The organism is Alteromonas sp. M12, assembly GCF_037478005.1.
GTDB lineage: Bacteria > Pseudomonadota > Gammaproteobacteria > Enterobacterales > Alteromonadaceae > Aliiglaciecola > Aliiglaciecola lipolytica_A.
The window spans coordinates 901,312-918,517 of the sequence record NZ_CP144164.1; the positions used below are offsets into that span (position 1 = coordinate 901,312).

Below are 17,206 nucleotides of genomic sequence, written 5' to 3' on the forward strand. Positions count from 1 at the left end.
AATTGCGGCTTGGGAATAGTTTTGCGAGTGGCTTAAGGTAATCAGGCAAGCTTAGCTTTAATTTGACCACTTAATTTGCCCATATCAGCACGGCCTTGGACTTTTGGTTTTAACCAGCCCATAACCTTACCCATATCCTGCATCCCCGCAGCCTGAGTGTCTTGCATCGCTTGTTGAATCAAATCATCTAATTCCTGTTCCGTTAACGGTTGAGGCAAAAATGATTGAATAACTTCGATTTCTGCTTTTTCGGTATCCGCCAAATCTTGACGACCCGCATCTTCAAATTGGTTAGCAGCATCTTTACGCTGTTTTACCATCTTGGTTAGCAGTACAATAACATCAGTATCAGTTAACTCAATTCTCTCGTCTACTTCACGCTGCTTAACCGCTGCAAGTGCCATACGTATTGTGCCAAGACGAAGTTTGTCTTTAGCGCGCATTGCATCTTTCATTGCTTGATTTAGTTGTTCAAGAAGGGTCATCTGAAAACTCTAAAACGTAAAACTATTTAGACAGCTTGGCGCTTGAAACTAGGTATTTAAAAAAATTCAAATACCCTTTAAATTTCAAGCAACAGAAGCGAGATATTAGTATAACTTGATGCGACGTGCGTTTTCGCGAGCTAACTTTTTCAAGTGACGCTTTTTAGCAGCTGCTTTCTTACGCTTACGTTCCCAAGTCGGCTTTTCAAAAAATTCGCGACGACGAACTTCTGAAAGAACACCTGCTTTTTCACATGAACGCTTGAAACGACGCAGTGCTACGTCAAATGGTTCGTTCTCTCTTACTTTAACGATTGGCATTAAAATCTCACCTCAAAATATTAAATCTGGTTACCAGCCCAAAAAATAGCCGGTGCGGTCAAAAATGGTGCGGAATTTTAATCATTCGCTGAGCGCTTGTAAAGGGAAGATTGAATATTATTTTACTTTTGCAGTAAGTTTTTTGCTTTTTATTGTTTAAATTAGCAGAACTATAGCGTCTTCGGTGGTGCAAAGGTAAACTTCGAGCAATTTTGATGCAGAGTATAATTGAATATGCGAATTTTAGGAATTGAAACTTCCTGTGATGAAACTGGCGTGGCCATATTGGATGATCAGTTAGGGCTACTTTCCCATGAATTATATAGCCAGGTAAAGCTGCACGCTGATTATGGTGGTGTTGTGCCAGAGTTGGCATCTCGGGACCACATAAGGAAAATCGTTCCATTAATTAAAAAGGCGTTGTTGGATGCAAATACGACAGCGCAGCAGATTGATGGTATTGCTTATACTCAAGGCCCTGGATTAATTGGTGCTTTGCTAGTTGGGGCATCTGTTGGCAGAAGTTTAGCCTTTGCTTGGGACGTACCGGCTGTTGGAGTCCATCATATGGAAGGCCATTTGTTGGCACCTATGCTTGATGATCCCAAACCGGAGTTTCCGTTTGTTGCTTTGTTGGTGTCTGGCGGACACACAATGATGGTCAAAGTTGAGGGTATTGGGCAATACGAAGTCTTGGGAGAATCAGTGGACGATGCTGCAGGTGAAGCATTTGATAAAACCGCAAAAATGATGGGGCTCGATTACCCCGGAGGTCCTTTGTTGGCTAAGTTGGCTGAAAGCGGTACACCGGGACGATTCCAATTCCCGCGACCCATGACCTCTAAACCAGGGTTGGATTTTAGCTTTAGCGGCTTAAAAACTGCAGCCGCCAACACGATTCGTTCAGAAACCTTAGATGCGCAAACTAAAGCCGATATCGCCTATGCATTCCAAGAAGCAGTAGTGGATACCCTAGCAATTAAATGTAGACGAGCACTCAAGCAAACAAAATTAAAGCGCTTAGTGATTGCCGGCGGAGTTAGTGCCAACACTATGCTCAGAGAACAACTCGAAGGGATGATGAAAAAGATTAACGGTAAGGTGTATTACCCGCGCTTAGAATTTTGCACAGATAATGGCGCTATGATTGCTTACGCCGGTTTACAACGTCTTAAGGCCGGTCAAGTAGAATCGCTCAATAGTAAAGCCAAACCTCGCTGGTCTTTAGATACGTTGCCTGCAATATAACTTTATATTCAGTTTTTTTGGGAAAATATTGTAATTTGTTTTTGTACAATTCTACTGATGTTCTTAACCTAAGACTAAATGCTCATTTAGATGAGGGTTGGATTGCTAAGAGTTTATAGAAAAAAATAAGGTAGTTAAATTTCCAAAAGCCATCTTTATTTAGATGGCTTTTTAAATCCCCGCGCTTTGCCCTTTTCCCATATCTTGCTTTCTTGGCCACGAAATAAACGTATTAGGTTATCTTTGTGACGCAAGATAATAAGTACTGCAAGCATGCTAACGGGCAAGGTATATTCAGGTTTTACGAAGTAGGTAATAATTGGCGATAACGCCACTGCTGATATGGCGGCTAACGAAGAGTATCCAGTGGCGAATACCACCAAACCCCAACACGCTATTAGAGCGCCGGCTAATTCTACGCCAATGGGTAACATTGCGCCAAATGCAGTAGCCACTGCTTTTCCGCCTTTGAAGCTGAAAAATAATGGGAAAATGTGCCCTAAGCATGCTGCTATAGCCACAAACCCAAGGATTAAAGGTGAGAATCCGAGGTAATAGCTAAACCAAACTGGAATTGTTCCTTTTAAAACATCAAACAACAGCACCAAAATTGCGGGTAGTCTGCCGCCTAAACGTAAAATATTGGTCGCGCCAGGGTTGCCTGAGCCGTGCAATCTAGGATTAGGTAAATAAAACAAGCTACTTACCAGCATTGCACTGGATATAGATCCGGCTAAATAGGCTGAAGTGATCATCAATATTGTTAGTGCTGTCATATACTTGGTCTTCCTAACAAGTTAAACTCTCGAACCAGTAAACCGGATAAAGTGATTTTGCGTTAACTTCTCATATGCGCTGTCACTTTACTGCATTTAGATATTATAACTGCGCGGATCTGTCATGGACAAAATTATTATACAAGGCTTGGAAGTCAAGTCACTAATCGGTGTTTACGATTGGGAAAGAGAGGCAAAACAAGCGCTGTTGATTGATATCGAACTGAGTTTAGATCTTAGTGCCGCTGCAAAGTCGGATGATGTTAAAAACACTATTGATTATGCCGCTTTAGCATTAGCTGTTGAAGAAATCGCCAATAACAGTGAATTCCAGTTGTTAGAAGCGTTAGCTGAGCATGTGATTCATCATACTTTGAGTTATCGCGGTGTTGAAAGTGCTAGAGTGTCGGTGACTAAACCTAATATATTGCCAAATGCTAAAGCAGTGACAGTACAACTTTATCGGGAACACGCATAAGTAATGTTACATCAAATTTATATTAGCATTGGCAGCAATGTTGAGCGGGATAAGTATACACGTGCCGGATTAAATGGTTTATTTGCTGAGTTTGGTGAACTAACCCTATCTAATGTGTATGAGAGCGAAGCTGTTGGTTTTAGTGGGTCACACTTTTATAATATGGTGGTTGGCGCTAAAACGTGCAAATCAGTACAGCAAGTATGCGAAATCCTTAAATCCATAGAAAATGATAATGGTCGAGTGCGTGGTGAAAAGAAATTCGCGCCTAGAACACTGGATCTGGATTTGCTGTTGTTTGACGATGTGGTAACCGAAGATGGCGTTGTATTGCCGCGCCACGAAATTGATTACAATGCCTTTGTACTAATACCGTTAAGTGAAATAGCTGGAGATGTCATTCATCCAGTACACCAAATAAGTATTGCCGCAATGTTGGCTAACTATGACCAAAGCCAACAAAAATTATGGACGATTGAATTTAACTGGAGCCCCGCGACATTATGACTTTGTTCGAAATTATAATATTAGCCATCATTCAGGGCATTACCGAATTCCTACCTATCTCAAGTTCTGCACATTTAATTCTTCCATCTGAATTACTCGGTTGGCAAAATCAAGGCTTGGCCTTCGACGTGGCAGTCCATGTGGGCAGCTTACTTGCCGTTATGATTTATTTTCGAGCGGACATTGCACGGATGTTGGTAGCTTGGGTGCAATCGGGTTTTAGTAAGCAGCAGACCGATGATAGTAAATTAGCATGGTGGGTTATTTTGGCGACAATTCCAGCTGTGGTTATTGGTTTCTTGGCTAAAGATTTTATTGAAGAATATGCCCGCTCAGCATTGGTTATTGCCTGCACAACCATAGTCTTTGGTTTGGTACTTTGGTATGCCGACGTCACTGGCAAACTAACTAAAAACATTTATCAACTAACATGGAAAAATGCACTTTTTATCGGTTTAGCGCAAGCGATTGCGTTAATTCCTGGTACATCCCGTTCAGGTATTACAATGACCGCTGGGTTAATGTTGGGAATGAATCGAGAAAGCGCTGCGCGTTTTTCTTTTTTACTATCGATACCGGTTATCCTCGGGGCTGGGTTGTTAGCAACTTTAGACCTATTACAAGCAGATACTTCGGTTGACTGGGAAGCATTATTTTACGGTATTGGTCTGTCTTTCATTAGCGCTTATGCTTGTATCTTTTTGTTCCTTTCTTGGATATCAAAAATTGGTATGTTGCCGTTTGTCATATATCGATTAGTGCTTGGCGTAATTTTGTTAGGCTTTGTTTTTTGGTAAACCTAGTTGTTCGGTTTATCCGTTTATTGTTAAAACGTAATTAATGAGGAGCTAGATTGTGTCTGAAACTATTTTTACAAAAATAATTAACCGTGAAATACCTGCAGAGATTATTTTCGAAAATGATCAGGTACTTGCCTTCAAAGATATTAATCCACAAGCTCCTGTGCATTTTCTTGTTATTCCTAAGAAGGCAATAGCCACTATCAATGACATTCAAGCTGAAGATGCAGAGATTGTTGGTCAACTCTACTTAGCTGCTGCTCACATAGCTAAAGAGCAAGGTTTTGCTGAAAGTGGTTATCGCGCTGTGATGAATTGTAATACAGATGGTGGGCAGACAGTTTACCATATTCACTTGCACGTTTTAGCTGGAAAACCTATGGGGTGGCCGCCTTATCAAGATACCTTAAAGCAGCAATTACCTTAATCGATTAGCGGTAAAGCGCGTCCTTTTAAATATTGCTTGAGCATTGATGTTTCCAAGGGTTTAGCGAAATAAAACCCTTGGAGATGATTTACACCTGCTTTTCTGAGGATCTCTGCTTGTTGCAAACTCTCAACCCCCTCAGCTACTACATCGTAACCAAACGCTTTCGCAATTTGCAGTACTGCATTCACAATTGGCATACCATTGGTGTCTAAACTGGCAACAAAAGCTTGGTCAATTTTAACCTTATCAGCGGATAGTTCTTGGATGACAGAAAGTGAAGAATATTCAGTCCCGAAGTCATCAATCGATACTTTGATTCCTCGGTTTTGAAGGCAAGCTATTTTGTCTAGTAAGGTTTCTTTGTCTGCAGCAAATACAGACTCAGTAATTTCAATGTGCAGAAACTTGGCGGGTAAGCCAGATTCAGATAACGCGTTATCTACAATCTCAATAAAATCATTGTCTTGTAATTGAATCACGCTGACATTTACAGCCACCGACAAGGCTTTTTGAGTTTGCCACGATTTAGCTTCTTTGCAGGCTTCACATAACACCCAAGCGCCAATTTTTCTGATTTGACCATATTGTTCAGCAATGGATATAAACTCATATGGCGGAATGTTTTCGTTTACCAGTTGCCACCGTAGCAGCGCCTCAAACGCAACAGGTTGGAATGTTTCGCTGTCGACAATGGGTTGAAATACCAGTCTGAGTTGTTGGTTCTCAATTGCTTCACTCAATGCATCTTTGAGGCGTTGTTCGCGGGCCAGCTGTTTACCAAGGTGCGCAGAAAATACTCCCGCGGTAGAGGGAAATGCTTTTTTCTGATAATACATTGCAGTATCGGCTAACTGGATAAGTACTTGTTCATTAGTCGCATGCTCTGGATACATGGCAATACCGATAGTGGCACTAATTGATAAGCGATTTTTAGAGAAAATATAAGGTGCCGAAATATGTTTTATCAGGTTATTCGCGATAACGATAGCTTCACTTTGATTGGTATTTTCTAATGCAATTAAAAACTCATCTCCTCCCCAACGACATATAAGTTGATGGTTTTTGTAGTTTTCTTTTAGACGGTCTGATGTCTGTTTAAGTACCATGTCGCCAGTTTCATGGCCAATAGTATCGTTGATTTTTTTGAAGCCATCCAAATCAATAAACAATAATGCCATCGGCTTTTCAGCTTTGATGCTACTTTTCAAATCTGCACGCAAGTGATTCAAAAAAGCACTGCGGTTAAACAGTCCAGTTAGTGGGTCAATGTTCGACAGCTCGTAAATCTGATGTGTCCGAGCTGTGACTTCGGCTTCCATATGTTCAACTAAGGTTGCATTGTCATTTTTCAATCGTATTGCGAGGGTTGTGAAATCCGCAGACTTATTCGCTGTAAGCAGCATTATAAAACCAAACGACAAGCCTAATATCCCCAAAATATATTCGTGAAATTGCGGTTCAAGTAGCAATGCAATGGAAAAAGGAATTAACAAAATAGCACTGTATAACATCGCTGTAGCTTTGCTACCGGCTAGCACAGTACTGGCTCCTCCAGCCATTGCTGAGACAATAATTATATTAAAGGCAAGCTCAATAGTATCTATATAGGGGAATAGTATGAGGCAGTAAACACACCACATGGTTGCAGTCGCTATAGTACCAACCGAAAATCGAAGAATTGATCGTTTGCCATCCATTTCTGTGGTTTTGTTTTTTTTAAGCCAAAAGAATGTGTCAGCTAATCGAATTAGCAACAATCCAACCATCGAAACCCACCAATAGATTTTAAAGGTTTGGATTTCTGCATTGGTAAAACCGAAGACGAGAAGAGAAGATGCAACAAGACTAATAACAATGCCCGCATAACCATTGCTGTACAATATCTCAGCAGCATCCTGATGATGTTTTGATTTAAGTGCTAAGTGAGATTTAATCGTTTTGCCTCACAATTTGCAATAACGTTAAAGATTGTTGTGATTTATAATATTAGTTAATTAAATGCGATTCGCTAATTAACCTTAAGCGCGTAATTTAACTGCAAGAAACTCATTTAATCACGCTTTGTAGATATTGTGAACACCTACAAAGCGTTGTTGACTCAATTTTAGACTAAAGTTTAAGAACTTCTTTACCTTGTTTGAAAATGACGTCCACTGGAATATTCGCATCGGTCAATTTTTGCAAATCTTGGGCAAGGACTTCTTTAATGATTCCTTTTTCAGCTACCAATTGGCCAACACCTTGATAATCTCCATCACCTTGCAAGGTTAAGATAACTTCCGACAGCGCAGCTATAGCATCGCCCATCTTTTCCATATTGACTTGATAGAGACCATTTTCGTCTCGGCTAAAGGCGCCTTTTTCTTGGAAAAAATTAAATCGAATCATGTTCGCTTTTCCATGAGCACTTGATGCACCGAATCGCACAGAACGGAAAATACCAGCCATAAAGGTGACGTAATAATCTTCAAGTTGGCCCTCGGTTATTGCACCTTTCTTAAGAAGTTGCTCAACCATATATAGACCTAGAATATCGGCTTTGCCTTCTTCTAAAGCTGAAGCATGCTCTTTCAACGCTCCGCGAACGGTTCCTTCACCATCAAGGGTGTTTTTAATACCGAGTCCGTGGGCAACTTCGTGGAACATAGTGTTGGCAAAGAACGCATTAAAGGTAATGTGCTTACGTTGTTCTGGTGTAATCAATAGTTCAGATATTGGCATTAGTATGTGATCAAACTTTGCGCGCATGGCATTTTTGAGCTGTAGCCTACGTGTACCATTTTTAAGTTGCACTTCTTCATCATTAGGCAAATTAATTGCTATGGTTTTACTGCCAGCATTTGAATGTCCGGCATAGTAGATCACGTCATAAGCATTGAGATCTGCATTGCTGCCAGGCATTTCCGCTTTGTATTCATCTGCAACCGGAAGGCCTTTTTGAAGCTCAGGTAGATACGCCGCATATTTAGCTAAACGTTCGCTCCAACTGAGATCTTTTAATAAAACATAGGCTTCAAAGGCAGCTCGGTAGCCAAATAGTTGATCTTCATAGGTTTCGATTGGTCCAATAACTAGTTCTATTGGATTATCTTTCATTTGCATCCATGCAAAATCAGATGGCTGATAATTGTCGGTGACCAAAGCGTCGGCACGAATTTTTAAATAATTTGCAAAGGTTTGATTGTCAGCTAATTCTGATGCTTGAATTAATAGATCAGCGGCCGCTTCTAATTCATCAGCAAAATAATCTGCATAAGGTATTTCTATCAATTTACCATTTTGATCCCGGGAAACCATAGAATACAGATTGTCTTTTTGTTTTATATCACTTGCTAAATACTCTTCTTTACTCATATCTTCAGGGTAAAATTGAGCTCCTAAAGGTTTCTCCTCGGTTTGAGTTAGAAATGGTTTATCACCGTTTAATCTGTCCCAAGGCCCATAGTTGATGTCAGCAAATGCCCGCACTTTAGGGTCAGTCAACGAATCCAAAAACTCTTGCTTAGGTTGACCAAATGCCTGCATCCAAAACAGCTCGTCCATAATTTTGGACGCATCGATTAACAACGACAACATTTGCTTCTGATTATCACTGTAAGCTGATAAATCTGCTGATAGTGCCACTGGGTAATAAATATCTAAGCGTTCCTCAGCTCCGGCAAGCAATTCAACTTTTTCAGTTTTAGCCGGCGTTTGTTGCTGAGATTTGGTGATTTCTTGCTGATTTGATGAATCTGAACAGGCGGCCATAAAAACCGCGGAAATAGTTAATACGAGAAGTTTTTTTCTAATCATTGCTCATCCTAATTTGTATTTTTTATTGAATGCATAAATAATTGAATTGCAAATTTAAATTGGTATGCGTAGCTTATAAGCTCTGTACATAATCAATTGCAGTATAAATTAGCTTTCGCTGCTTATTAAAAGCAATATAGGTTATAAGCCTTATAGTATCTTTAATTTTACCAATACAATAGAGATGAAGATACTTAACAGACTAATTATTGATACGACTGCCGTCATTTTAAATGTCGAGTAGGTTTCCGCTCAATTATATAGGAAGAAATATGTCCACAGAGAACGCGTTGCTAACCATTCTTGTTGAAAAAATTAAAAATGATACGATTGTTCTGCCAACACTTCCCGCCATCGCCTTGAAAGTTAGGCGCGCTGCAGATGACCCGAAAATTAATCTTAATTCCATGGGGGATATTATTGCTCAGGATCCCTCGTTAAGTGCTCGAATTATCAAAATTTCCAATAGCGCTTATTTAGGCAGAACAATTAAAGTGACTTCAGTTTCTCAAGCCGTAACGCGCATTGGACTTAGTCAAATCAAAAACATTTCAACTGCTTTAGCAATGGAACAACTATTTGTTTCTAAAAATGAATTGGTGAAAAGCTACATTGCGCAGATGTGGGACCAAACTATCGAAAGTCTGTCTTATGCAGTGGCTGCTTTACAGTTTTATTCAAAAAGTAAAAAACGTCATTTAAGCTTAGACACACTGACATTGGCATCGTTAATTCACAATATTGGTGTATTGCCGATTTTGACCGAAGCAGAACGTCATGAAGAAGTGTTTGCGAATCCTAAATTTTTAGATGCTGCGATTATCAAATTGTCTGGACACATAGGTGGTAAAATCATGCGTCAATGGGATTTTGATGAGCAGTTTGTCAAGATTGCAGAAAAGTGGCGAGATATGAGCTACCAAGAAGAAGAGGCCAGTTTCATTGATTTTGTTAGACTTGGAGCTGCGTTAAGTGGTGTGTTCGATAGCCAAAAAGATGCGGTTTTAAAAATATGTTTAGACAAGAAAATTATTGAAGATGTGAGCTTGTTGGAAAGTCCAGAGTTTATCGAGGCCCGTACCAGCGCAAAAGCCGTTTTTGCTTGATAATTAAATAACTTAAACGTTATAAATTTAATGCTGTATTAAGGAGTCCTTAATACAGCATTATTTAAATCAATGACTAAAGATTCAGAACAGACTACTCTTGATCCAAAGCGAAGGTTTTAACTAACCATTGTGAAAAACGCACTATTTCACCAGACATCAATGTAAAGTCGGCATCTAACCGCGCTAATTTGTCTTCTTTGGCAATATCATCGTTTTGTTCTTTTACCACATCGGTAAATTTAAGACGCTTAACTGATAAATCTTCTTCAAGCATAGCTGTTAGGCACTCATCCCACTCAATAGCCAGTTTGTGGACAAATTTACCGGCTTTGATATGGTGCAGAATTTCATCATCCATCAATTCTTGATTTTTGACCCGTACGATGCTGTCTTCTTCCCCTTGCCCGCGGAATTCTGCTTCTTCGAGCAATACCACGTCACTAGGTGCAGAAGAGTCTTGTATCCAGCTTGTTAGCTCGCCTTGAATACTTTTACGGGACAAAGGCACTACCGGCAAAGTCGTCATAGCTTTGCGGATCATTGCTAAAAAGACTTCTGCTTTGCCATCGGCTGAGGCGTCTACTACAACCAAATTGTCTTTGGTTGAGATGAAGCCGTGGGTAAAACTGTTTTTGGTAAACGCTTGTGGCAATAGCCGACGAATTATTTCTTCTTTTAAATCTTGTTTGGCTTTTTTACCTACGGCAGAGCCTGTTTCAGTTTCTATTTGTGCAACTTTTTCGGCAAGTTCAGCATTCACTACAACGGCAGGTAAGATCCGTTCTTGCTTTTTAAGGGTGATCCAAATTCGCCCTTGGGCGCTGTGAAGTAAGCTACTGCCAGACTCGAAAGGAGAGGAGAAGCCCATGGTGGATAATTCTTGGCTATTACACGGACGAAACTTAAACTCCGCCAATTTTTGTTCTATATCATCTTCTTGCCAGTCTAATGTTTGCGTAATGGCAAAGAGTTTTAGATTTTTAAACCACATATTCTCTACTTAATCAGGATTTTTTAATTGGTATTCAAGCCCAGCACTAAGTGTGCCTCTGACCATTAGTTGAATACAATGAAGGGCGCGAAGACTATCATGTTTATAGCTAACGCGTCTCGTATAATAATGGAATATCTCAATGGGTTTTAATCACTTTTTAGCCCATTATTCAGTTTAATTGCAGGCGTTTATAGACAACATTATGCGTGCAATGGGAATCTAATCTCATATTTCAAGCCTTCCCCTTCAACGCTGCTAGCTCTAATTTTGCCATCTAACGCTTGAGTGACTAAGTTATACATAATGTGAGTGCCTAAACCACTGCCACCTTTACCGCGCTTGGTGGTAAAGAACGCATCAAAGTGCCGATCTAAATTTGCTTCAGACAAGCCTTTGCCATCGTCCGCATATTCCACTACTACTTCATCGTCTTGTTGATAAACATTAATGGTTATTTTGCCATTCTCTTTTTCATCCAAACCATGAATTAACGAATTCATTATCATATTGGTAAAAATTTGCGCGATGGCCCCAGGGGCACATTTAACCACTAAGTTTTCAGGGCAATGAACACTGATTGAATGGGATGTTTTTTTGAAGTTTGGTGCTAATGACTGAATCACTTCATGGATATAGAGTTTAAGATCAACGTCACGAACCGCTTCACTAGTTTGGTCTACAGCCACTTGCTTAAAACTAGAGATGAGTTCTGAGGCGCGATTTAGGTTGCCCAATAGCAGTTCAGTGGTTTGATTAGCCTCCGATAAAAAGTTGCTCATTGTCTTGCCGGTTAAGGTTTTGTCTTCGTAAGCATTTTGCAAATTGTTAATGCGTTCTTGCAGAAAGCTTGCAGCTGTGACACCAACACCTATTGGTGTATTAACATCATGTGCAATCCCCGCGACTAATCCGCCAAGTGAAGCCATACGTTCAGATTCTATCAACTGATCTTTGGCTATTTTAACGGTCTCCATTGATTCGGCTAATTCAGTATTTCGCTTTCGCAATTCGTCTTCAATGTATTGACGATTTTCGTTTTCTTGTCGTAATTCTCGTTGGTTGACAATTAGTTCGTCTTTTTGCTGTTCCAAATCCAACATAATTTTACTTAAAGATGCCGTTTTTTTAGCAACTTCTTGTTCAAGCATTATGTTTTGGTCGTCTAATCTGCGGTTCGCATCCGTGAGTTCGTTTCGAGTGGCTCTGAGTTTTTGTTTGTAGTCGATTAAATCGTCTATTAACTCGTTATAGGAGACTTGTAACACCTTTAACTCATTATCGTCTTCTATGTGCAAATGCAGCTTAGAAGACTCTGGCCGGTTTACATCAAACTCGCTTATTTGTTGGGTTAACTCTTCAAGGGGATCGGTAAGCATTTGCCGAAAGGCATTCAAAAATAGGAAGACTAAAAATGCGGTTTTAATGATGGCGTTTCCAATTAAGAAAAATACCCCAACTTCAATACGCCCAAAAATAATATTCGCACTTGAATACAATGTGACATCACCTACATGCGAGGTTCGTCCAGAAAATTCAAAGATAAGTGGAAACGAATAACCAAAGGTTCCACCAGGATGGTCTCGCATGATACCTGAAGTAATCATTTCTTCGGGTAACGAAGAGGTGCGTCCTTTGTTGGCAATATATTCACCGTTTTCATCACGAATTTGCACCCCTTCAATAATAGGTAATGCCATTAATCCGTTTGAAATGTCGACAGCTTGTTCATTGTTAAGCTCCCAAATAGCGCGGGTTAAGCTAACGCTAAAGGTGTTTTTGAGTGTTTGTAACTCGCTTTGAATATGATTTTTGGCATTTAAATATTCAGTAAGGATTTGTCCAACAGTGACGATTAACGTCAGTATGAAGTAAACGGACAACACACGGGTCAACAACTTTTTAGACAAACTAGTTTTGACTTTAGCCATTCACGAACCTTAAGAAACCTAATAATTAGAACGTTTTAAGAAAATAAAGAATATGCGGAAAACGTTCAATTAACAAGAAGCACGGAGTAATTGTTTACCTTTCTAAGCAGTTTTTAAATTAAAAATTCGTTTTACACTTGTGCACCGAATGTTTGCAGTTAAATTAGACCGATAATTAAGATAAAACCCGCTTCTTTTGCTTAACATGACTGAAATTTGACATTTATATGATAAGTTTAATAAAAGTGTCACAACCTAAACTAATAATGGCGCCTTTATTATGAGCAGGAAAAAACTAATGGCCAGAAGAATTTTGCTGGTAGAGGACGAAGCGCCGATCAGAGAGATGCTTGAGTTTGTTCTAGAACAATCCGGTTTTGAAACCCAACAAGCAGAAGATTATCAAGTTGCATTGGATTTAGTAAAAGAACCTTATCCAGATTTAATCTTACTCGATTGGATGTTGCCTGGAGGCAGCGGTGTACAGCTCGCTAAAAAATTAAAACAACACGAGTTTACCCGGGATATCCCTATCATTATGTTAACCGCCCGTGGTGAAGAAGAAGATAAAGTACGTGGTCTTGACTCCGGAGCGGATGATTACATCACTAAACCTTTTTCACCGAAAGAATTGGTCGCCCGAATTAAAGCCGTGATGCGCAGAGTGACACCAACGTCGGCTGAGGAACCAATTGCTATAAACGGTCTTGTTTTAGATCCCGTTTCTCATCGTGTTACTGCCGAAGAGGAGCCTCTAGACATGGGACCAACGGAATTCAAGCTACTACACTTTTTCATGACTCATGTTGAAAGAGTATATAGTCGAGAACAGTTGTTAGATAACGTTTGGGGAACTAATGTTTATGTGGAAGACCGAACGGTTGATGTTCACATACGTAGGTTGCGTAAAGCGATTTCTAAGTATTCTCATGATGACATGATTCAAACCGTGCGCGGTGCTGGATATCGGTTCTCAGCAAAAGTGTGATCAGCTTAACGATAAACGGTTGGATTTGACGTTCAACAAAGGATCCATTGATACATGTATTATCCATTTTCATGGTTAAAAAATTTACTCAGGATTGGTGGGTTTTACGTAATCGTGATTTTAATTGGGCTATATTTTGATGCATTGGCAATTGCCATTGCATTTGGCTCAACCTGGTTATTAGGCTTTTATTCTTGGCATATGTACCGATTTAATCGATGGATATGGCATAGTAAAAAAATGACCCCGCCAAAAGTGCCAGGCTTTTGGGAACATGTATACGAGGGAGTTTATTACATTCAACGTCGAAATAGGCGTAAACGTAAAGAACTCACCCGTATGGTCAAACGATTTCGTGAAGGATCTGAAGCCTTGCCTGATGCCACTGTGGTGGTAGATTCAAATGCGTGTATTGTTTGGTGTAATCGGCTGGCACGGATCGAATTAGGGCTACGTTGGCCGCAAGATTCTGGTCGGCGGGTAGACAATTTAATCCGCCATCCAAAATTCATAGAATACTTCCATAGCGGTAAATACGATTATCCTGTGGAGGTACCTTCACCGTCTAATGTTCAAAAAATATTTGAATATAGAATCATGCCTTATGGTGAAGATCACCTATTGCTGATTGCTCGAGATGTGACTCGATTAACCCAGCTCGAACAAATGCGCAAAGATTTTGTTGCTAATGTGTCCCATGAGTTACGTACTCCTTTAACCGTTTTGAACGGTTATTTAGAAATGCTACCCAATACTGAGAATGTGCCCCCTGCGTTTCTAAAAAAAGCCTTCGGTGAAATGCGTTCACAATCTGAAAGAATGCAGAATTTGGTCGAAGAGTTATTAGTTTTATCGAGAATCGAGGCGAGTTCAGAACGGGTCTTTGAAAAACCAGTTAATGTGCCGCAAATGCTGTCTGCGATTCAGGTTGAGGCAAATACCTTAAACAAAGATAAAGGCCATCAAATCGATTTCGATATTGATGCAAGTTTAAAAGTTTATGGCATCGAAACTGAACTTCGCAGTGCATTTTCCAATCTGATTTTTAATGCAATTAATTATACTCCATCACCAGGTAAAATAGTGGTTACTTGGAATAGACAGGATGGTCACGCGCATTTTTCTGTAAAAGATAACGGTGAAGGAATTCCGGAAAAACATCTAAATCGGCTGACCGAACGTTTTTATCGAGTGGATAAAGCACGTTCTCGAAAAACGGGGGGATCTGGATTGGGTTTGTCTATTGTGAAACACGTTCTAACCCATCATAATTCGAAATTAGAAATAACCAGTGAAATAGGTGTCGGAAGTGAATTTTCTTTTTCTTTTTCCAGTGAACTGTCGGTGCAAAACCCGTCTACAGGTAAGTTGGAAAAAACAAATTGATTAAGCGGCTGAAAATGCTCGTTTGGGTGTGGAGTAGCGTCGCTATTTGTGCGTTATTATTGCCAGCGCAAGCGGCGGAAACCTATCAAAAAAAACCCGGAGTGGCAGGTTCTATTACCTCTGTCGGCTCAGATACCATGGCGAATTTAATGACAATCTGGGCGGTTGAGTTTAAGCAACTTTATCCTCAAGTGAAGTTTCAAATTCAAGCATCAGGTTCATCGACGGCACCACCAGCAATTACTGAGGGAACGTCAAATATTGGGCCAATGAGCCGCGAGATGCAATCCAGCGAATTACGCTATTTTAGTGGGCAACATGGGTATCAACCGCTTGCAATTAAAGTGGCTATTGACGCAATCGCGTTGTTTGTGGATGTGAATAATCCTATTTCAAATTTGACTATTCCGCAGATCGATAGCATTTTTGCGGCTACACGGTTTTGTGGCTCCCGCAAAGAAACGCGCTATTGGAGTGAATTGGGAGTAACGGGAAGTTATGCCAACAGAAAAATACAGGTTTTTGGGCGGAATTCGGTTTCCGGTACTTATGGTTTGTTCAAACAGTTAGCTTTATGTGACGGTGATTTTAAAGCCACTGTGAACGAATTGCCTGGATCTGCATCGGTTATTCAATCGGTTGCTTATTCGAATGGCGCTATTGGTTACGCAGGCTACGGCCAAAAGACCGCTGCGGTAAAAGCACTCGCTATTGCTGATTACACTGGTAAGTTTATTCCTGCGACTACACAAACTATTAGCAGTGGTGAATACCCTTTATCGCGGTTTTTATATCTCGTAGTTAACAAGCCACCGAATGAAAGGTTACCATTGTTGGAAGAAGAATTTTTGCGATTTGTGTTATCCAATAAAGGTCAACAGGCAGTGCAGCAAGATGGGTATGTAAGTATGCCCTCCAACGTCATAAAACAGCAACTTGAAGTATTATCTTCAAACTAAGTTTCAGGTTTAGTTCATTTTATAAAGGCCACTCAAATGTCATCATTACCTCAAAATTGGAAATCCTGGGTTTTACAAAATCTATTGCAAGGAACCGACAGTATTGAAATTCTGAAGATTCTTCTGCAAAACGGATTTACGTTTGAGTCAGCTAAAAAGGTTCTTGGCAATAATTTACCTGCCGGAACGAGCTGTAATAAAGATGAAGCATTTTATAAAAAAATATCTCAGCCAAAACTGCTAGAGAACCTCGACCATTATGATGCGAAGATAATTGATGATCCTCGAGTGCAGATGCTACAAATTAACAACTTTTTGTCTGCCCAAGAGTGTAATGCCTTAATTGCGCTGACTAAATCTAAATTGAGGCCATCGGAAATTCCTGAAAGGGAAGGGGATTTGTATCAAAACTTTAGAACCTCTTCTACATGTGATTTACCTTTTACCAAAGATCCTTTGGCTAAAGAGATAGATCAAAAAATTATTGATGCTTTAGGCTTGGGGCTTGGTGAAAAAGAAGTGATTCAGGCTCAACATTATGCTGTAGCTCAGGAATTCAAAGCCCATTGCGATTATTTTGCGCCCGGCACCGATGACTTTAAAAATTACAGCAAGGACGGTGGGCAGCGTACTTGGACGTTTATGATTTATCTTAATGATGAATGTGAAGGAGGGGAGACTGAGTTTATTAAACTTGGCCGCAAATTCAAACCTACACAAGGAATGGCTTTAGTCTGGAATAATTTGCGTCCCGATGGTTCAGTTAACGAAGATACAATTCATCACGCTCATCCAATTATTAGTGGCGAAAAAGTGGTCATCACTAAATGGTTTAGAGAAGATGTTTTTGTCCCTAAAACTAAAAAAAGCTAACTTCTTAAGTTAATAACGTCATAACGCGGCGTTTTCCTGACGCCGTAACTCTTCTATATCTACCACCTAGTTAGAAGTTAACTGCGGCATTTCCTTTATTATTCTGACATTTACTTCAGCACCCTCAAT

At 40.0% G+C, this 17,206-nt stretch carries 17 protein-coding genes; 10 read left to right on the top strand and 7 right to left on the bottom strand.

The features are described 5' to 3' along the window. Positions 1 to 41: 41 nt before the first annotated feature. The gene (locus tag VUI23_RS03775; protein ID WP_216047563.1) at positions 42 to 485 is read right to left on the bottom strand and encodes a GatB/YqeY domain-containing protein; all 444 of its coding nucleotides are present in this window, start codon (positions 483 to 485) and stop codon (positions 42 to 44) included. Positions 486 to 590: 105 nt separating this feature from the next. Further along, positions 591 to 806: a 30S ribosomal protein S21 gene (rpsU, locus tag VUI23_RS03780; RefSeq protein ID WP_008845199.1), complete on the bottom strand. Its 216-nt coding sequence runs from the start codon at positions 804 to 806 to the stop codon at positions 591 to 593. A gap of 234 nt (positions 807 to 1,040) precedes the next feature. On the opposite strand from rpsU, the gene tsaD reads away from it, so the two are divergent. Then, on the top strand, positions 1,041 to 2,054 hold the full coding sequence (gene tsaD / locus VUI23_RS03785; RefSeq protein ID WP_342806898.1) for a tRNA (adenosine(37)-N6)-threonylcarbamoyltransferase complex transferase subunit TsaD: 1,014 nt from the start codon (positions 1,041 to 1,043) through the stop codon (positions 2,052 to 2,054). A 155-nt stretch (positions 2,055 to 2,209) separates the two neighbouring features. Here the strand turns inward: tsaD and plsY are convergent, their stop codons facing one another. Continuing rightward, positions 2,210 to 2,830: a glycerol-3-phosphate 1-O-acyltransferase PlsY gene (gene plsY / locus VUI23_RS03790; RefSeq protein ID WP_216047562.1), complete on the bottom strand. Its 621-nt coding sequence runs from the start codon at positions 2,828 to 2,830 to the stop codon at positions 2,210 to 2,212. A gap of 124 nt (positions 2,831 to 2,954) precedes the next feature. Here plsY and folB point away from each other — a divergent pair, with 124 nt between their 5' ends. The 4 genes from folB to VUI23_RS03810 are packed head-to-tail and all read left to right on the top strand — an operon-like array spanning position 2,955 to position 5,042. Further along, complete coding sequence (folB, locus tag VUI23_RS03795) at positions 2,955 to 3,308, top strand: dihydroneopterin aldolase (RefSeq protein WP_216047561.1); 354 nt, start codon at positions 2,955 to 2,957, stop codon at positions 3,306 to 3,308. Positions 3,309 to 3,311: 3 nt separating this feature from the next. After that, entirely contained in the window at positions 3,312 to 3,815 is a 504-nt protein-coding gene (folK, locus tag VUI23_RS03800) for a 2-amino-4-hydroxy-6-hydroxymethyldihydropteridine diphosphokinase (RefSeq protein ID WP_216047560.1), read from the top strand. Beyond that, on the top strand, positions 3,812 to 4,612 hold the full coding sequence (locus VUI23_RS03805) for an undecaprenyl-diphosphate phosphatase (protein WP_216047559.1): 801 nt from the start codon (positions 3,812 to 3,814) through the stop codon (positions 4,610 to 4,612). Before folK ends, VUI23_RS03805 begins: the two co-directional genes overlap by 4 nt. A gap of 58 nt (positions 4,613 to 4,670) precedes the next feature. Then, on the top strand, positions 4,671 to 5,042 hold the full coding sequence (locus VUI23_RS03810) for a histidine triad nucleotide-binding protein (protein ID WP_216047558.1): 372 nt from the start codon (positions 4,671 to 4,673) through the stop codon (positions 5,040 to 5,042). On the opposite strand, the gene VUI23_RS03815 is transcribed toward VUI23_RS03810, so the two are convergent. Beyond that, complete coding sequence (locus VUI23_RS03815; RefSeq protein ID WP_342806900.1) at positions 5,039 to 6,925, bottom strand: EAL domain-containing protein; 1,887 nt, start codon at positions 6,923 to 6,925, stop codon at positions 5,039 to 5,041. The two genes, VUI23_RS03810 and VUI23_RS03815, sit on opposite strands and share 4 nt — an antisense overlap. Positions 6,926 to 7,154: 229 nt before the next feature. Further along, positions 7,155 to 8,840 (bottom strand): Zn-dependent hydrolase, encoded by a 1,686-nt coding sequence (locus VUI23_RS03820; protein WP_303500911.1) that lies wholly within the window; start codon positions 8,838 to 8,840, stop codon positions 7,155 to 7,157. Positions 8,841 to 9,112: 272 nt separating this feature from the next. On the opposite strand from VUI23_RS03820, the gene VUI23_RS03825 reads away from it, so the two are divergent. After that, complete coding sequence (locus VUI23_RS03825) at positions 9,113 to 9,946, top strand: HDOD domain-containing protein (RefSeq protein WP_216047556.1); 834 nt, start codon at positions 9,113 to 9,115, stop codon at positions 9,944 to 9,946. A 94-nt stretch (positions 9,947 to 10,040) separates the two neighbouring features. Here VUI23_RS03825 and rdgC read toward each other — a convergent pair whose 3' ends face one another. Together rdgC and VUI23_RS03835 are read right to left on the bottom strand one after the other, a co-directional pair. Then, on the bottom strand, positions 10,041 to 10,940 hold the full coding sequence (gene rdgC, locus VUI23_RS03830) for a recombination-associated protein RdgC (protein WP_216047555.1): 900 nt from the start codon (positions 10,938 to 10,940) through the stop codon (positions 10,041 to 10,043). A gap of 203 nt (positions 10,941 to 11,143) precedes the next feature. Continuing rightward, positions 11,144 to 12,871 carry a HAMP domain-containing sensor histidine kinase gene (locus VUI23_RS03835; RefSeq protein ID WP_342806902.1) on the bottom strand — a complete coding sequence of 576 codons (1,728 nt, stop codon included), beginning with the start codon at positions 12,869 to 12,871 and terminating at the stop codon, positions 11,144 to 11,146. A 298-nt stretch (positions 12,872 to 13,169) separates the two neighbouring features. Between VUI23_RS03835 and phoB the strand changes: the two genes are divergently transcribed. Genes phoB through VUI23_RS03855 form a run of 4 tightly spaced genes read left to right on the top strand, consistent with a single transcriptional unit; the run spans position 13,170 to position 17,077 of the window. After that, on the top strand, positions 13,170 to 13,859 hold the full coding sequence (gene phoB / locus VUI23_RS03840; RefSeq protein WP_216047553.1) for a phosphate regulon transcriptional regulator PhoB: 690 nt from the start codon (positions 13,170 to 13,172) through the stop codon (positions 13,857 to 13,859). Between the two features lie 54 nt (positions 13,860 to 13,913). Further along, positions 13,914 to 15,245: a phosphate regulon sensor histidine kinase PhoR gene (gene phoR / locus VUI23_RS03845; protein ID WP_303500915.1), complete on the top strand. Its 1,332-nt coding sequence runs from the start codon at positions 13,914 to 13,916 to the stop codon at positions 15,243 to 15,245. 14 nt (positions 15,246 to 15,259) lie between these two features. Beyond that, the gene (locus tag VUI23_RS03850) at positions 15,260 to 16,204 is read left to right on the top strand and encodes a phosphate ABC transporter substrate-binding protein (RefSeq protein WP_216047615.1); all 945 of its coding nucleotides are present in this window, start codon (positions 15,260 to 15,262) and stop codon (positions 16,202 to 16,204) included. 36 nt (positions 16,205 to 16,240) lie between these two features. Further along, positions 16,241 to 17,077 (top strand): 2OG-Fe(II) oxygenase, encoded by an 837-nt coding sequence (locus VUI23_RS03855; RefSeq protein WP_342806904.1) that lies wholly within the window; start codon positions 16,241 to 16,243, stop codon positions 17,075 to 17,077. Positions 17,078 to 17,206 lie beyond the last annotated feature (129 nt).

Excerpts from the sequence above, each read along its gene's own strand:
- VUI23_RS03775 (WP_216047563.1), bottom strand. The coding sequence starts at position 485 with ATGACCCTTCTTGAACAACTAAATCAAGCAATGAAAGATGCAATGCGC.
- rpsU (WP_008845199.1), bottom strand. The coding sequence starts at position 806 with ATGCCAATCGTTAAAGTAAGAGAGAACGAACCATTTGACGTAGCACTG.
- tsaD (WP_342806898.1), top strand. The coding sequence starts at position 1,041 with ATGCGAATTTTAGGAATTGAAACTTCCTGTGATGAAACTGGCGTGGCC.
- plsY (WP_216047562.1), bottom strand. The coding sequence starts at position 2,830 with ATGACAGCACTAACAATATTGATGATCACTTCAGCCTATTTAGCCGGA.
- folB (WP_216047561.1), top strand. The coding sequence starts at position 2,955 with ATGGACAAAATTATTATACAAGGCTTGGAAGTCAAGTCACTAATCGGT.
- folK (WP_216047560.1), top strand. The coding sequence starts at position 3,312 with ATGTTACATCAAATTTATATTAGCATTGGCAGCAATGTTGAGCGGGAT.
- VUI23_RS03805 (WP_216047559.1), top strand. The coding sequence starts at position 3,812 with ATGACTTTGTTCGAAATTATAATATTAGCCATCATTCAGGGCATTACC.
- VUI23_RS03820 (WP_303500911.1), bottom strand. The coding sequence starts at position 8,840 with ATGATTAGAAAAAAACTTCTCGTATTAACTATTTCCGCGGTTTTTATG.
- VUI23_RS03825 (WP_216047556.1), top strand. The coding sequence starts at position 9,113 with ATGTCCACAGAGAACGCGTTGCTAACCATTCTTGTTGAAAAAATTAAA.
- rdgC (WP_216047555.1), bottom strand. The coding sequence starts at position 10,940 with ATGTGGTTTAAAAATCTAAAACTCTTTGCCATTACGCAAACATTAGAC.
- VUI23_RS03835 (WP_342806902.1), bottom strand. The coding sequence starts at position 12,871 with ATGGCTAAAGTCAAAACTAGTTTGTCTAAAAAGTTGTTGACCCGTGTG.
- phoB (WP_216047553.1), top strand. The coding sequence starts at position 13,170 with ATGGCCAGAAGAATTTTGCTGGTAGAGGACGAAGCGCCGATCAGAGAG.
- phoR (WP_303500915.1), top strand. The coding sequence starts at position 13,914 with ATGTATTATCCATTTTCATGGTTAAAAAATTTACTCAGGATTGGTGGG.
- VUI23_RS03850 (WP_216047615.1), top strand. The coding sequence starts at position 15,260 with ATGCTCGTTTGGGTGTGGAGTAGCGTCGCTATTTGTGCGTTATTATTG.
- VUI23_RS03855 (WP_342806904.1), top strand. The coding sequence starts at position 16,241 with ATGTCATCATTACCTCAAAATTGGAAATCCTGGGTTTTACAAAATCTA.